Below are 14,608 nucleotides of genomic sequence, written 5' to 3' on the forward strand. Positions count from 1 at the left end.
CGTGGTCCCCCTCAGTTGATCTTCACCAGGGAGCCGCTGATCTCGACGATCGCGCCCTTCACGGTCACCGGCCCGCTGCCGCTGATGGTGGCCTGCGCGCCAGAGGCCTCGAACTTGCCGGACGCCTTGCCGGTGACCTCGACTCCTTCGAGCCGCACCGACTGCTTCGCCTTGATCGTCACGGTGCTCGCGTCGATCGTGATGCCCCCCGAGCCGTTGAACTCGATCGAGGCACCGCCGGAGGAGATGGTCAGCGGCTTGTCACCGGCTGCGATCTCCGAGGAGTCCTTGCCGATGCGCATCCGCTTCTGGTTGTCCGCCAGCGCCATCTGCACGAACTCCCCGTTCCGCCCCTCGCCGTCGGCGAGCTCCAGCCGGTGGCCCCGACCGGACACCAGGTGCCGGGACACGACGCGGTCGCCGTCGATGGCAGGCGGCCCGGCGACCTGAACCGTCTTGCTGAAGAGGCCGCCGAGCACCACGGGGCGGCGTACGTCGTCGTCCTCGAACGCCACGAGCACCTCGTCGTTGACCTCGGGGAGCACCACCAGGCCATGGTTCGCCCCACCCCCCAGGGAGAGCACCCGAGCCCAGGCCGAGGACGTCGTCTCCGAGATCCCGGGGAGCGCGACCCGCACCCGCCCCAGCTTGTCCGGGTCCTTGACGTTGTCGACGACACCGATCGTCAGCCCGCTGCGCCGCATGCTCGACGAGCGCGGCGGGCCGCCCCAGGGGTCGCTCAGCTGGATGGGTGCCCGGTCCCCCACCACGAAGGAGGTCCGCAAGGAGCCGGCATCGACCTGGTGGCTGACCTCCCGCACGTAGTACGTGCCGTCGGCGCTGCCCGTGCCACCGATCCTGATCTCGCTGCCGGGCACCAGCTCCGGGTCGAAGGCCGACCGACCGCGACCGCTGATCCGACCTGCCGCCGCGGCCAGGCCTGCGGCGACCGCCCTGACCTCGTCGTTCGAGGATGTGACCTCGTGGGTCGCCAGCACCTTCGCCGGCGCCGAGGCCCTCGAGGCGCCGCGGGGGGCGAAACCGTCGCGAGCCGACGTCGACTCCACGGTCGCGGTCCGTGCCCGTCGGATGCTGCTGTCCCAGCCACGGACCGTGAACGATGTGGGGCCCAGCTCGGCCCGCCGTGCGGAGAACGTCATCAGCTCGGCACCGAGGCGCATCTGGCGCGACGTCGCGTGCGGGGCGGTCTCGGTGACCGACCACAGAGCCAGCGTGTTGTCATCGACCGCCCAGTCGAGTCCGAAACGTCCGGCGATCTCGTCGACGAGGCCGAGGTGCGAGTCGACCTGCAGCAGCCAGTCGAACCGTTCGCTCAGACCCCCGTTGGGGAGCTTCGCCTTCATCCCCGCGCTCGTCGCGATCTTCGAGATCACGTCGCGGTAGCTCTGCTCGCTGAAGGTGTCGGCGCCGCGGCTACGTGTCAGCTTGTGCGCGTGGTCCTGGACGGTGGCGGTCACGGTCGTCCCGCTGAGGTCGGCCTCCATGTCGAGCGCCGTGATGGTTCCGGTCAGCAGGACCTTCTTCGGCAGGACGGAGGCGATCGTGACGCTCGTCCCGACCTCCAGCAGCGACGGCCCGGTCTGGCCGTCGCGGTCGAGGAAGGTCAGCTGCGCCCGGCCCACCGCGCGCACGCCGAGCTCGACCCGGACCTCGACCAGGTCGCGGGCGTGGTCCAGGCTCAGCGACTGGCCGTCCAGCGTGATGGCGAGCTGGGTCTGGGTGTGCGGGTGCACCCGCGGCTGCCCGGTCACGCTCACGATGCGTCCATCCTCGGGACGGCGAGCAGCGCGCCGGGTCGGACGGCGAGCGGGTCGGAGATCCCGTTGGCGTCGGCCAGCAGCCGCCAGCGGGTGGCGTCGCCGTAGTACCTGGCCGCGATGCGATCGAGGGTCTCCCCCGCGAGCACCCGATGGACGCGGTGCGGATCCGGTGTGCCCGACGTCGGGTTCTGGGGTCCGAAGGCGCGGGACTCCTCGTACTGGCGCAGCACGAGACCGAGCCGCGCCCGCAGCGGCGTACCGGTCGAGGAGAAGTAGGTGAAGGTGAGGTCGAGCGAGGCGACCACCGCCTTGAAGGAGTGCAGGTCACCCCAGTGGAACGTCACGGCCGGGGGACGAGCGTTGCCGCTCGGCTCGTCCGTCCCCGGCAGCGACGGGTCGATCTCCATCAGCTGAAGGATCTTGCCCGTGTACCTGGTGACCGCTGTGCCGTCATGGGTGGTGTCGAAGAACAGGTCGACCACGAGCGACCCGGACTCCGAGCCGGCGTACCGCAGCCGCGGCACACCGCGGCCAGGGCGCGACTGCCCCTCCCAGCGGTTGACGCGCGTCAGCTGGAGCTGCGCCGGGTTGAACAGGCAGGGCAGCTTGTCGCCGCCCTCGACCTCGAGGAACGCCTTGACCGGTCCGGCGCCAGCCATCAGAACACCCCCGGTCCACCGCGCCACACGCGGCGCTCGGTCTCGTCGCGGAGCCTGTTCTCGACGATCCTGATGACGCGGTCGTCCAGCTCGGCGGAGAACCACTCGTCCACGCGGTCGAGGATGCGCCGCTCGACCTCCCCAGCCCAGGCGGGCTCGGACGGCGATGCACCGGGCGCTCCTGTCCGGTCGGCGTCGGGCAGGAACGTGTAGCTCATGGTGGTGCCCTCTCGTGAAGGGGATCCAGGGTGGCTCGCGGGGGCTGCGGCGGCTGCTGGGGGTGCGGCTGACGCGGGTACCGGCGGGGCGACGACGCTCCCGGTGGTGCTCCGGGAGGATCTCGGGGCGAAGGGTGCAGCTGATCCGGCGGACCTCCTGGGCCCGCCGAGCGTGCGTGGTGGGAGCACCGCCAGCCCGGCGGCGGCTCCCGCGACCGCGCCAGGAAGGCCTGCCGCGGCAGCGCCCCCGCGGGTCCCGCGCGAGCCGGCCGTCCCGGTCGCACCGGCCTCACCGGTGCGGCTGCTGCCGCTCCGACGCTCGCCCAGCAGCGGCCCCTGCACGTCCGCCACGGCCGGCGCGCTCGCGGTGGCGGCGGGGACGCCACGATGTCCGCCGAGGCGACCTGCGGGGCGGGGTGTGCCGGGCGCTCGGTCCGGACCGTGGGTCGTCGGGACGCCGTGGCGTTGTTGCGGTCCCTGCTGCCGGGGGGAGGCCGGGACGGCGGGCCAGGCCGCTGCCGGCCGGGGCTCGCGATGGTGACCGAGGCGGGGCGTGTCCACACCGAGACCGGTCGCGACCCGACGTCGGACCACGGTCGCCGCTCGCCGGTGCCCGACACCCGGGAAGGAGGGCGCATGACCGGGCTGCGTCGCCGCCGCCGCTGCCGCGTCGCGGACCGCGGGTGGACCGTCGGGCGTCGTGCGCGACATCGCCGTGCTCGAGGGTGTCGGGAGAGACCGGGTCATCGCCGGGGGCGCGGCCCAGGACCGAGCACCCGCCGACCGGACGGGGCCGGGTGCGCCGCCAGCCCCCGCCGTTCGGACGTGCACAGCGAGCTCGCCGGCGGGACCCACCGTCGCGCTGCTCGTGCTGAGGCGTCGCACGATCGACCGGGCGAACCCACCGGTGCGGGGACCGCTCTGCGGCTGCCGCCCCGTCATCGCGGCGGCCATGCCGGGCAGGTCGCCGGGCACCCGCGGTGACGTGGCAGCCGGTCGCGCTCCGACATCACCCTCGGCCCCACCGATGGCGCCGGCGCGGCGCACGGCACCAGGCAGACCCGCCAGGGCCGACGACGCCGACCACGCACCGGCAGCGGTCGCGACGCCCGGCAGGTGCGAGCGCGCCGAGGAGGAGTCACCCATCGAGTCGGCGACCGAGCCGCTCGACGGCGTGCCCGGCGTCGGCGTACCGGGCACGGACGCTGTCGACCCCGCCGTGGTCGACCGGACCGGTGCCCCTGTCGCCGCCTTCGGTGCTGGAGTGGACGAGGACGCCACCGGTCCGGCCGGTGACGACACCGAACCCGCCGAACCCGCGGGCGCCGATCCCGTCCCCACCGGCTGGGCTGAGGCCGACACGGCGCCCGCCGGAGCCGCCGGCGACGACGACGGGCTCGCGGTCCCCGCGGGACCCGGTGCGGGTGCCGGCGGCGACAGTGGCGCTGCGGAGGACGCCGACGACGGCGTCGACGTCGGTGACGAGGTCGACGCCGACCGCGCGGACGAGGCCGGCTGTGCCGCCGCCGGGGTCGGCGCCGTCTGTGCCGCTGACGTGAGCGGAGCCGATGTCGCCGTCGATGACGGGCTCGAGGTGGAGCTGGACGGCGGGTGGGAGCTCGAGGTCGAGCTCGACGAGGTGGTCGCGCTGGACGGCGCGTCGGCGCGGCCGGTGCGCGCCAGCCCGGGCGGCCTGGCTGTCGGCAGCGCGGAGCGTGTCGTCGCGGAGCCGCTCGCCGACCTCGCGGCGCTCCCCGCGCGTGCACCCGCGTTCGCGCCGGGGCGGACGGCGAGCGCGGCGGAGCTGCCGCCGATCGACCCGGCGCGCGCCGTGGACCGCCGCACGATCGCACCTGCGGCTGCCGGCTGAGCCGTGGGGTGCAGGGCACGTGCGACACGGGTGATCGGGCCGACCCGCAGCGGCGACCGCGCGAAGGAACCTGGCGCTGGGAATCCGGCTGCCGCGGCAACCGAGTCCTCGGCGAGGACGGACGACGTCGTGGTGGCAGAGGCCACGGTCCCGGTGCGAGCCGCGGTGCCGGTGGCGGTTGGCGCGGTGCCGGTGGGAGCCACGGTGCCGGCCGTAGCCACGGTGCCGGCCGTAGCCACGGTGGCCGTTGGCGCGGCGGTGCCGGTGAGAGCGGTGCCGGCAGGTGAGGCGCCGCCGACCGGAGCCCCAGCCGCGCCGCGAGCAGCCGCGGTCGTGGTGGTTGCCGTGGTGGCTGACGCGGCCGTGCCCCCGGAACCGGCGTTCGCGGCGGGGGCCGCGGCAACGGCGGCGGTCGCGCCGGTGCTGCCCGTGTTCCGGTTCAGATCGGCCGACCCGGCACGCGGCGCGGCTGGGGCCGCTGCTGCGGGGTTCGCGCTCCGGCTCGGCGCGCGGCGAGGCGTGCTGGTGCGCGAGGTCGGCGCGTTCCCGGCCGGGTGCGCCGATGCCGGCCGTGGCGCCAGCGCGTCGAGGCTCTCGCGCACGCGTGCCCGGCGCCGCACGAGCTGGGAGGCGAGCGCCGGTCGAGGTGCGTGCGAGGTGCCGGCGGCAGTCGTGGCTCGAGCAGGCTCCGCAGGGGCGTCGGGATCGGCGGCCGACCCCGCACGGTTCGCTGCGGCGCCGCGCTCCCCCGGTCCTGCTGCCGGCCGCGGCGCTCGCGAGGAGACACGGCGAGTACGGGCGTCAGCGGGCGTGGTCATGCGGCCGACCGCCGCGACCTCGTCCGGGAGCGCCATCGGGACCACGCGGGCCGCCAGGCCCGCGGGCACGGTGCCCGGGCGTCGCGAGCCCTCGGCCGGGACCGGTCCGACGGCGCGTCGCAGCCCACGCGGGGGCAACGGGTCCTCGGTGGTGCCGTCACCGGACCACCACCGCGGCGGCCGCACACCGGCGTCACCGATCTCGACCTCGGGTCGGACCGTGCCCTCCGGCTGAGCCAGGAGCCGTCGCACCATGCCGGTGCGCCCCCAGCTGCGGGCGAACCGCACCGACGACGACGCCACGTCACCGATCCTCGTCAGCCGCCTGCCACCGGCAGGACCCGGTCGGCGGAACCTCCGCGCGACCTCCACGCCGAGACGAGGCGTGGGCTCGGATGCGCCCTCGGCAGGCTCGGTGCTCACTTCGTCACCGACCGGAAGCCGTTGTGGGCGACCTCGAGGGTCTCGTTGAGAGCCTCGTCGGAGTCCGCGAGCAGCTGGGGTCCGCTCCAGCTGACGGCGAAGACGCCGTCGAGCTCCCACGAGCGCAGCCGCACTCCGGTGTGGTTGATGACCGTGACCGCGCCCGTGGAGCGGGTCAGCTTGTTGTCGTTGCCGGAGAACCCCTCGCCCGAGGACCTGCCCACCCAGGCGAACAGCGCGTCGGACTGCACCAGGCCACGCGTGAACATCAGGTGAGGCCACCGCATCACGCCCGGGAGCTGGTGCACGTAGCCGTTCTGACCCCCCTCGACGTACTCCTCGACCGTGACGTCGAGACGCAGCCCGGAGACCTCCCGGAACATGCCGATCTCCACGCCGTCGACCTCGAAGAGGAATCGACCGGCGGTGGAGGGCTCGCCACCGAGAGGTGACGAATCAGACGTGCTCACGGACCATCTCCCAGGCGTGCTCGTTCATCGTGGAGACCGCGCGGACCATGCGCACCCGGTCGAGGTGCTCCAGATCGAGCAGGTCAGCGAGAGGCCAGTGCAAGTGGTAGGCGAGGTAGGCGATCTCCTGCCAGAGCGCTTCCGGCGGGTAGTGCAGCATCCCCGATCACCTGATCTCGGCCGGGATCTCCTCGATCGCCGACCGTCGGGCCCGACTGAACGAGCCCTGCTCGGGAACGGGGTCGAGCCGAGGAGTGCTCTCGAACCCGTCGCTCTCCTCGGCCGCCGGCGCAGGCTGCGCCGGGACCGCCGCGGGAGCGGGCGTCTCGACCTGCTGGGCCGCGACGAACTCCTGGAACTCCGCCTCGGTGCCGAAGTTGATGACACCGTAGAAGTCCTGCAGGTACGCCAGGTCCGCCGCGAACAGCCCCTCGATCTCGTGCGGTGTCACCAGGGTCAACGACCCCAGCGACGTGACCACCCGCGCCAGCACCACGATCGTCAGCCGCGGGTCGTCCGGGCCGGAGATCGTGGGGTCGCGCAGCGGCTCCAGCTCGTCGCGTGCCGTCGCGAGTCGCATGATGCCGGTGCGGTGGACCGCCCCGTGGTCGTCGACGTAGCCGCGCGGGAGCGTGAAGTCGTAGGTGGTCCGGAGACTCACTTGATCCGCTCGAGCCGCTCGATGACGATGGTGATCGTCTCCTTCAACGCGTCGGCGCCGTCGACCGAGAGCTGGTCGGTGGAGATCTTGCTCGGCCAGCCGTTGAAGAAGTTGAAGCGAGCGACCTCCTTCTGAGCGGCGTCGTACAGCACGACCGAACCGTTCTTGCGGTTCTTGGCGCGGTCGCCCGCGAGCCCGCCCTCACGGACGGCCTTGAACCACTTCCAGAGCTCGTCCGCGGTGATGTCGGCGGGTGCCACGCGGGTGAGCGACAGGTCGGGGACCTCGACGGTCTGGCCGAGGAACTTGACCTGCTGCTTCTGGCCGTTGGCACCGAGCTGGGTGGACTTGCTGACACCCACCTCGACGTCGAGGCCGGAGACGGTCATGAGGGCGGAGACGACCTTGCCGTCGATCTCCAGGAAGAAGTTCTGCGTGATGATCGGGTCGGCGGTGAACAGGCCAGCCATGGGGTGCTCCTTGTGTGGTTCGAGACGTGGGGTTTGTCGCTGGTGCGGCTGATCGGCGGCAGCGTGATCAGGCGGCGCTCAGCTTGTTCTGGCTGACACGGAAGATGACGAACTCAGCAGGCTTGACCGGCGCGAGACCGACCTCGACGACGAGCTTGCCCGCGTCGATCGACTCCGGCGGGTTGGTGCTCTCGTCGCACCGCACGAAGTACGCCTGGTCGGGGGTCGAGCCGAACAGCGCGCCCTCCTGCCAGAGCCCGTGAAGGAACCCGGTCAGCGTGCGCTTGACGCCCTCCCACAGCGTGACGTCGTTCGGCTCGAACACCGCCCACTGGGTGCCCTCGAGGATGGTCGCCTCGACCATGTTGAACAGGCGACGCACGTTGAGGTAGCGCCAGTCGGTGTCGGAGGCGAGCGTGCGTGCGCCCCAGATCCGGATGCCGCGGGTGCCGAACGGACGGATCGCGTTGATGCCGATCGGGTTGAGGACCGACTGCTCGTTCTGGGTGATCGAGCGCTCGACGTCGAGGACGCCACGGATGGTGTCGTTGGCCGGCGCCTTCCAGACCCCGCGGGAGTCGTCGGTGCGGGCCCACACGCCGGCGACGTGGCCGGACGGCGGGATCAGCAGCTCGGCGGTGCCGTTGGTCCCGGTCGGGTTCTCGACCTTGATCCACGGGTAGTACAGCGCGGCGAAGGCGGAGTCGTACTGGGCCACCTCGGCGCGCCAGTCCCGCATCTCCTGCGGCGAGAGCCCGGGGGGCGAGTCGAGCAGCGCCATGCGGTTGGAGTGCTGCTCGCAGTGCGCGATCAGCGCCGTCTGCACGGCCTTCCACATGCCGAGGTCGAGCGAGCCGTCAGCCTTGGTGGCTGCGGTGACGAGGTCGGGCACGGCCACGATCGTGACGTCCTCGGCCAGCGCGAGGCCGTTGATGCCGCTCCGTGCGGCCTCGGAGCCGGCGAACTTGCGCCCGGTCACGGGCACCGGGACCGGTGCCGCCTTCTCCAGCGGGTACAGGCCCGGCTTCAACAGCTCGAGCTGCTCCTCGATCGAGACGGCGTCGTCGATCTCGACGGCCACCTTCACCTTGGTGGAGCCGTCGTTGACGATCGTCGCCGCGTCGCGCTTGCCGCCGAAGCCGAGGTTGGTGAAGGTCTCGACGACCTCGCCGTTCTCCAGCACCGTGAGGTTGAAGGGGGTCGGACCCTCGAGGTCGTCGGGAGCGTCCGTGCTCTCGATGGCGATGGTGATGTCGGCGTCGGGCTCCGTGGACTCGACCAGCAGCGGCATGCCGAGCGCACGGTCGGCGGCCGGCAGCGCCAGCTTCGCCGGCTCCCCTGAGGGCTCCGCGTTCGGCACCCGCACGATGTAGGCGAGCGAGCCCCCGTTGAGGAAGTACCCGTAGACCGAGAGGGGCAGCATCGCGCCCTCGACGAAGCCGCCGTAGAGGCTCTCGAACTGGGACCAGCTGGTGACGAGCCGAGGAGCGAGGCCCTGCGGGTCGTTCTCGTCGGTCGGCGCCGTCGCGGTGAATCCGACGAACGCGGTCACCGCCGTCGGTGCAGCGGTCAGGACCTTCTGTGACGACGGGATCTCTTCGACGTAGACGCCGGGCGCGGTGTAGGTGGGCACTGGTCATCCTTCTCTGGGGCGAACCGGCTTGCGAACGGCCCCGGTTCTCGACTGCGGCCGGAGCTGGCGGATCCTGCAGGACCCGCTCCGGGTCAGCGTAGGAACGGCGCCATGAACACCTCATCGGTAATCGGTACCGAGATTTCTCGCAGGCCCTCGGCGTGCTCCTGAAGGCATTCCAGGACGGCCGTCAGGACCGCTCGCGCGGGTGTGGACGACCTGTCTAGGTAATTACTACGGAGGTTCCGCTGCCAGCGCTGGAACGTGGATGCGTGATGCTTCAACTCTGCCCTAGGATGCGGGCTTGAGGACGCCGGATGTCGTCCAGACACCACCTCCGGGGGAGGATCATGCGTGTCGCCAGCAGCTCGGCGGAGTCGCCGATGGGCGAGCGCGAGCGCGCCGTCACCGACGTCGCACGCACGCTCCGGGGCGGCCGCGGCACGCTGGTGCTCGGCGGCGCCGGCGTCGGCAAGACGCACCTGGCCGCGCGCGCCGTCGAGGCCAGTGCGCTTCCCGTGCCCGGCGCCGACCGGATCGCACCGCACCTGACGGCCCGGGCCACCGCACCGTACGAGGGCATCGCCCAGCTGCTCGGCTCCGATCGGTCACCGCGCTCGGACGCGGCCGCCGGGCACGCCCTCCGGGACCGGCTCGCCGTCGAGGGGAACGGTCGCGCGCCGCTGCTGCGGATCGAGGACGTCCACCTGCTCGACCGGCAGAGCGGCGAGGTGATCGCCGGGCTCGCCCGTCGCGGAGAGCTGGTGCTGCTCGCGACAGCGCGCCCGGTCGCGGGGGCGATGTCTCCCTGGCACGAGCTCTGGCGCGACGACGTCGTCGACCGGCTCGACGTCCACGACCTGTCCGCGGGCGATGCGGGGCTGATGCTGGTCTCGCTGCTCGGCGGGCCGGTGCACCGGGACAGCGTCGAGATCCTGTGGAACGAGACGAGCGGCAACCCGTTCCACCTGCGTGAGCTGGTGGCGGACCAGCAGGCGGCCGGAACGCTGGTGCAGCGCGCCGGCGAGTGGGTCCTCACCTCCCCACCGGCGGTCGGTCAGCGCCGGCTCGACGCGACCCGCGAGGAGCTGCACGGGCTGTCCGAGGACGGTGTGCTCGCGCTGCAGACTCTCTCGCTGCTCGGACCGCTGCAGCTGTCCTGGGTGCTGGACGCCGTCGGGCGCGCACCCGTCGAGGAGGTGCTCCGGCGCGGGCTCGTCCGCACGACCTCACCTCGCGAGCTGCCCGACGTCATGGTCGAGATGTCCCACCGGTTGCTCGCGCACGCGGTGCGCAGCGACATCCCACCCGAGGTGCGCCGCGACATCCTCGAGCAGGCCGCCGCACCCCAGGCGCATCTCGCTCTCGCTCCGCAGACCGTGCTGCTGATGCTCGACGACGGGGTCCGGATCCCCGCCGCGACCGTCCGCTCCGCGGTCGCGGAGGCGCTGGCTCGGCAACGTCCGCAGGACGCCGTCTCGATCGTGGACGCCGCGCTCGCTGCGACCGGTCTCACCGACCTCGACGACGTCGCGACCGCGGGCCTGATGACCGCCCGGGCCCAGGCTCACGAGCGGCTGCAGCGTCCCCTCGCCGCGCTGGCCGATCTCGAGGACGCTCTCCCCCGCCTGCGACGCGCGACCGGCGCGGCGCACGACGGCGAGCTGCCGCGGCTCGTGGTCACGGCGACGAAGCTCCGTGCCGACCTCGCTCGGCGGCAGAGCGAGGCTGACGGCGACGCCGGCGTCGACATCGCGCTGGCGGTCCTGTCCGACGGGGTGTCGTGGCTGGGCGCCTTGACCGAGCAGCCCGACCGGGCGCGCCGGGAGCTCGAGCTCGAGGTGGCACGGCTGACCTTGCTGGGCTACGCGGGTCGTCACCAGCGGGCTCAGCGGGAGTCGGTGGGGCTGCTCGACAACAGCCCCGACGCGCAGCTCACGCTGCCGCTGGTGTGCCCCACCGGGCTCGGGCTGCTGCAGGCCGGTCGGTTCGAGGACGCGCGGCGGATCGTCACCCGGTACCGCCCCTGGGCGAGCCGCGACGTGGCGCGCGACGCCGCGAGTGAGATCGCCGTCGTGGCCTTCTTCGCCCAGCTGTGGTCGGGCGAGATCGCCAACCTCGACGGTCCGGCGTCCTCGGCGCTCGACGTGCCCTACGGAACGATCCCGTGGGCCGGCTCGCGCGTCAGCCGCGGTCTCGTCGCGGCCGCCAACGGTGCGTGGTCGCCCGCTCGGCGCGAGCTGCACGCGGCCAACGCGAGCGCAGCCGCCCAGGGACGTCATGCCGCCGCTCGGTACGGGCTGGCCGTCGAGGCACTGGCTGCGGCCGCGTGCGGCCAGGGCGCCGACGCCCGAGCGCTGCTGGCCGAGCTGGACGCGCTCCCGACCGACGCGACCGCGGTGCTCGACGGCGAGATCCGGCTGCTGCGCCTCGACACGCTGGTCTGGTTGCGGGAGCCGAACGCGCTCGCGACGGCCCGCGCGCTGGCGGAGGGGGCCCGGGTCGACGGGCTCACGAGGATCGAGCTCGAGGCGCTCCACCGCGTCCTGGTGGTGCGGCGCTGGACCGACCTGGCACCGGAGCCGGTGGTGCTCGCCCGTATCGAGCAGCTGCGCCCGCGGGTGCGGTCAGCCCGGGCGACCGCCCTCGTCAAGCACGCCTACGCGCTCCAGCACGAGGACGTCGACCTGATCGAGATCGCTGAGCGCGAGCTCAACCGCCGTGGGTTGTGGCTGCCACCCGGGCGGCAGGCGCTCGCCCTCACGCACCGCGAGCGCGAGATCGCCGCGCTGGCGCGGGCTCGGCTGACCAGCCGCGTCATCGCCGCCCGCCTCGGTCTGTCGGCACGCACGGTCGACAGCCACCTCGCGAGCGTGTTCAGCAAGCTCGGCGTCTCCTCGCGGGAGGACCTGAGCCATGCGCTCACCTGATCGGACGCACCACGTCGCGGTACCGACGCGGGCGCACCTGCCGGAGCCAGGCTCCGCCGTCGATCAGGAGCAGCTGAGCCGGACCCAAGGGACCCCAGGGACCCCAGGGATCCGGGCGGCGCTGGAGGCGGGCAAGCACGTCGTCGTGCTCGGCGAGGCAGGGATCGGCAAGACGCACCTGGTCAACGCCGCGCTGCGCCCCGGGCCGCCCGCAGGCACCCGCCTCGTCAACCTGACCCCGATGGTGCACGGTCCGGGTGATCAGCCCGGTCCCGGCACGCTCGACCACCTGCTGGGCGCGCACACGGTCCGCACCGACCCCGACGCGGCGGCCGACGCCCTGTGGCGATGGGCGAGCTCGGGCACCGAGGGCACGCGGGTGCTGCTCCGACTGGAGAAGGCCCACCTCGTCGACGAGGCCAGCCTCGCCGTCGTCAGGCGTGTCGCCGAGCGACCCGAGGTGACCCTGGTGGTCACCCATCGCTCCGACCCGAGCCTGCCGCCGCTGCTCGGCGACCTCGCCGATGTCGCCCGGTTCACGGTGCGGCCCCTGGACACCGCGGGGGTCGAGACCCTGCTCGTCGAGCTGCTCGGCGGCTTTCCCACCGCCGACACCGTGCACCGGCTCTGGGTGGCGACGCGCGGCAACCCGTTCTATCTCTGCGAGCTCGTCCGCGACCAGCGTGCCCGTGGCGCGCTCAGCGCAGACGACGGCATCTGGGTCTGGACCGGCGCGCCCGCGCTGAGCCTGCGCCTGCTCGACTCGACACTGCACGACCTGGCCCATCTCAGCACCGACGAGCGCCACGTCGTCGAGCTGGCCGCCATCGCCGGGCCGATCCCCGCTGACGCGATGACGTCCGCGGTCCGGGACCGGCTGCTGCGGCTCGGCATGCTCCGGCCCACACGCGCGCCTGCCGACCGGGTTCCCGCCGCACGGTTCGAGGTGGTGCACCCGCTCCAGGCCGACGCGATCTGCGCGCAGATCGGCACACGGCGTCGACGCGAGCTGCTGAGCCAGGCACGTGCCTGGGAGGACCGGGCGGAAGCCGCCACCGACGAGCTGGTGCGGTCGGTGATCCAGAGCGTCGGCGCGCAGGTCGAGGTCGCGCTCCCCGAGCTGCTCCGCGCGTGCGGGCACGCCGTGCGCGCGGACGACCCGCACGCGGCGGTCGAGCTCACCAGCGCGGCCCTGCGGACCACCACCGCCGACCTCGACAGCGTCGCGATCCTCACCGCGCGCGCCGACGCGCACCTGCACATCGGCGACATCGACGCCGCGCTGCGCGACCTCGGCGAGGTACGTCGCACCCTGGAGGCGCTCGACGCCGACGGCCGAGGCGTCCTGGACGCCTACCTCCGCTCGGTCAGGCTCGAGGCGATGGTCCGGCACTTCCTGAGCACCGACCTGGCCTCCACGCTGGCGATGCTGGACCGGTCGGCAGCCTGGCTACGACCGCACGCCAGCACCCTCGAGGCGGCTGCACGCGCGCTGCAGACCGTCGAGGCGCTGCGCCTGGCGCACGTCGCCTGGGGCGGGCGGCACCCGGAGATGCTCGAGGTCGCGCTCGAGACGTTGCGGCGCGCCGAGCACGCCGAGGACGTGGTGCCGCTGGTCGCACCGACGGTGTTCGCGCTGTCGCTCGCGGGCCGCCCCGCCGAGGCCGAGCAGCTGAGCCGGCGGTACCTGCCGGTGATCGCCGAGCACCCCGCGCTGCACCGGTGGGAGCCGGGCACCTTCACGCTGACCCGGTTCTTCACGCTGGTGCTCTCGGGCGAGATCCAGGCCGCCGAGCAGACCTCGCCCCTGACCGGCGGCATGGTCGACATGGTCAGCCGGCACCAGCGGCGCGGCGTCGTCGCCGCCGCCCGGGGCGACTGGACCATCGCCCGGCACGAGCTCCGGGCCGCCAACGCCCGGCTGCGGCTGCGGGACTCGCTCGGCGTCCTGCCGTACACGCTCGGCGTGGAGGCGATGGTCGCCGCCGCGGCCGGTGAGGCGGTCAGCGCGCGCGCCCTGCTCGCCGAGCTGCGGTCCACCCCGCGCCGCTGCTCCCTGGTGACCGGTGCCCATCTGGACATGCACGTCGTCGACGCGCTCATCTGGCTCGGCGACCCGGCCGCCGTCACCCTCGCGACGCGGCTGGCCCGCGCAGCCGCGCGCGACGGCCAGTGCGCGATCGAGCTGGAGGCGCTGCACCGGATCGCGGTGGCAGCCGGCACCGCGGCGGCACGCCGAGCAGTGCCCACGGGTTCTCTCGAGGAGCGGGTGACGTGGTTGGCCGACCGCACGGACGGCCGCCGCCACGCCGTGCTGGTCGACCACCTGCGAGCCATGCTGGGCCGGCGCGCACACGCGGTCGAGGAGGCCGCCGCGATGCTGCAGGAGGTCGGGATCGGGCTGCCGGCGACCGTGGCACCGACCCGGCTGACGCGCCGCGAGCGCGAGATCGCGACGCTCGCCGCGGGTGGGATGACCAGCAAGGCGATCGCGCAGCGTCTCGTGCTGTCGGTCCGGACCGTCGACTCCCACCTCGCCGGTGCCTACGCCAAGCTCGGCGTGCACTCACGGGAAGGTCTGCAGGAGGCGCTCGCCGAGACCTCCGGGTGAGGCGCCGGCGCGGACCTGGCTCGCGCGGGCCGTAGGCTCGGGTCGACAGCGCGCAACCGGGAGG

General features: G+C 73.4%; 12 protein-coding genes. 4 read left to right on the plus strand and 8 right to left on the minus strand.

The annotated features are described in order from the left end of the window. Positions 1-11: 11 nt before the first annotated feature. The 3 genes from GPA04_RS11835 to GPA04_RS11845 are packed head-to-tail and all read right to left on the minus strand — an operon-like array spanning position 12 to position 2,658. Positions 12-1,778 (minus strand): phage baseplate assembly protein V, encoded by a 1,767-nt coding sequence (locus tag GPA04_RS11835; RefSeq protein ID WP_156224317.1) that lies wholly within the window; start codon positions 1,776-1,778, stop codon positions 12-14. Next, complete coding sequence (locus GPA04_RS11840; protein ID WP_156224318.1) at positions 1,775-2,440, minus strand: CIS tube protein; 666 nt, start codon at positions 2,438-2,440, stop codon at positions 1,775-1,777. The genes GPA04_RS11835 and GPA04_RS11840 overlap by 4 nt, the downstream gene beginning before the upstream one ends. Further along, positions 2,440-2,658, minus strand: a complete 219-nt coding sequence (locus tag GPA04_RS11845) for a hypothetical protein (protein WP_156224319.1) — start codon at positions 2,656-2,658, stop codon at positions 2,440-2,442. The genes GPA04_RS11840 and GPA04_RS11845 overlap by 1 nt, the downstream gene beginning before the upstream one ends. 1,027 nt (positions 2,659-3,685) lie before the next feature. On the opposite strand from GPA04_RS11845, the gene GPA04_RS11850 reads away from it, so the two are divergent. Both GPA04_RS11850 and GPA04_RS11855 read left to right on the plus strand, forming a co-directional pair. Next, positions 3,686-4,528, plus strand: coding sequence for a hypothetical protein (locus tag GPA04_RS11850; protein WP_156224320.1), 843 nt, complete (start codon positions 3,686-3,688; stop codon positions 4,526-4,528). Between the two features lie 345 nt (positions 4,529-4,873). Further along, a complete protein-coding gene (locus GPA04_RS11855) occupies positions 4,874-5,581 on the plus strand; it encodes a hypothetical protein (protein WP_156224321.1) in 708 nt (235 codons plus the stop codon). A gap of 184 nt (positions 5,582-5,765) precedes the next feature. Here the strand turns inward: GPA04_RS11855 and GPA04_RS11860 are convergent, their stop codons facing one another. From GPA04_RS11860 to GPA04_RS11875, 5 genes are all read right to left on the minus strand, one after another. Further along, positions 5,766-6,239: a phage tail protein gene (locus GPA04_RS11860; RefSeq protein ID WP_156224322.1), complete on the minus strand. Its 474-nt coding sequence runs from the start codon at positions 6,237-6,239 to the stop codon at positions 5,766-5,768. Continuing rightward, the gene (locus GPA04_RS21105) at positions 6,226-6,399 is read right to left on the minus strand and encodes a DUF6760 family protein (RefSeq protein WP_170299361.1); all 174 of its coding nucleotides are present in this window, start codon (positions 6,397-6,399) and stop codon (positions 6,226-6,228) included. The genes GPA04_RS11860 and GPA04_RS21105 overlap by 14 nt, the downstream gene beginning before the upstream one ends. Before the next feature lie 6 nt (positions 6,400-6,405). Beyond that, positions 6,406-6,900, minus strand: coding sequence for a hypothetical protein (locus tag GPA04_RS11865; RefSeq protein WP_156224323.1), 495 nt, complete (start codon positions 6,898-6,900; stop codon positions 6,406-6,408). After that, the gene (locus GPA04_RS11870) at positions 6,897-7,370 is read right to left on the minus strand and encodes a phage tail protein (protein ID WP_156224324.1); all 474 of its coding nucleotides are present in this window, start codon (positions 7,368-7,370) and stop codon (positions 6,897-6,899) included. The genes GPA04_RS11865 and GPA04_RS11870 overlap by 4 nt, the downstream gene beginning before the upstream one ends. Before the next feature lie 67 nt (positions 7,371-7,437). Further along, positions 7,438-9,003 (minus strand): phage tail sheath family protein, encoded by a 1,566-nt coding sequence (locus GPA04_RS11875; protein ID WP_156224325.1) that lies wholly within the window; start codon positions 9,001-9,003, stop codon positions 7,438-7,440. A 350-nt stretch (positions 9,004-9,353) separates the two neighbouring features. Here GPA04_RS11875 and GPA04_RS11880 point away from each other — a divergent pair, with 350 nt between their 5' ends. Continuing rightward, the gene (locus tag GPA04_RS11880; protein WP_156224326.1) at positions 9,354-11,933 is read left to right on the plus strand and encodes a helix-turn-helix transcriptional regulator; all 2,580 of its coding nucleotides are present in this window, start codon (positions 9,354-9,356) and stop codon (positions 11,931-11,933) included. Continuing rightward, positions 11,920-14,544 carry a helix-turn-helix transcriptional regulator gene (locus GPA04_RS11885; protein WP_156224327.1) on the plus strand — a complete coding sequence of 875 codons (2,625 nt, stop codon included), beginning with the start codon at positions 11,920-11,922 and terminating at the stop codon, positions 14,542-14,544. The genes GPA04_RS11880 and GPA04_RS11885 overlap by 14 nt, the downstream gene beginning before the upstream one ends. The last annotated feature ends 64 nt before the right edge of the window (positions 14,545-14,608 follow it).

This window comes from Pseudactinotalea suaedae, assembly GCF_009733815.1.
In the GTDB taxonomy this organism is placed as follows: domain Bacteria; phylum Actinomycetota; class Actinomycetes; order Actinomycetales; family Beutenbergiaceae; genus Pseudactinotalea; species Pseudactinotalea suaedae.

Bases quoted from the DNA above. Each gene is read 5' to 3' on its own strand.
- GPA04_RS11840 (WP_156224318.1), bottom strand. From the start codon at position 2,440: ATGGCTGGCGCCGGACCGGTCAAGGCGTTCCTCGAGGTCGAGGGCGGC.
- GPA04_RS11845 (WP_156224319.1), bottom strand. From the start codon at position 2,658: ATGAGCTACACGTTCCTGCCCGACGCCGACCGGACAGGAGCGCCCGGT.
- GPA04_RS11850 (WP_156224320.1), top strand. From the start codon at position 3,686: ATGGCGCCGGCGCGGCGCACGGCACCAGGCAGACCCGCCAGGGCCGAC.
- GPA04_RS21105 (WP_170299361.1), bottom strand. From the start codon at position 6,399: ATGCTGCACTACCCGCCGGAAGCGCTCTGGCAGGAGATCGCCTACCTC.
- GPA04_RS11870 (WP_156224324.1), bottom strand. From the start codon at position 7,370: ATGGCTGGCCTGTTCACCGCCGACCCGATCATCACGCAGAACTTCTTC.
- GPA04_RS11880 (WP_156224326.1), top strand. From the start codon at position 9,354: ATGCGTGTCGCCAGCAGCTCGGCGGAGTCGCCGATGGGCGAGCGCGAG.
- GPA04_RS11885 (WP_156224327.1), top strand. From the start codon at position 11,920: ATGCGCTCACCTGATCGGACGCACCACGTCGCGGTACCGACGCGGGCG.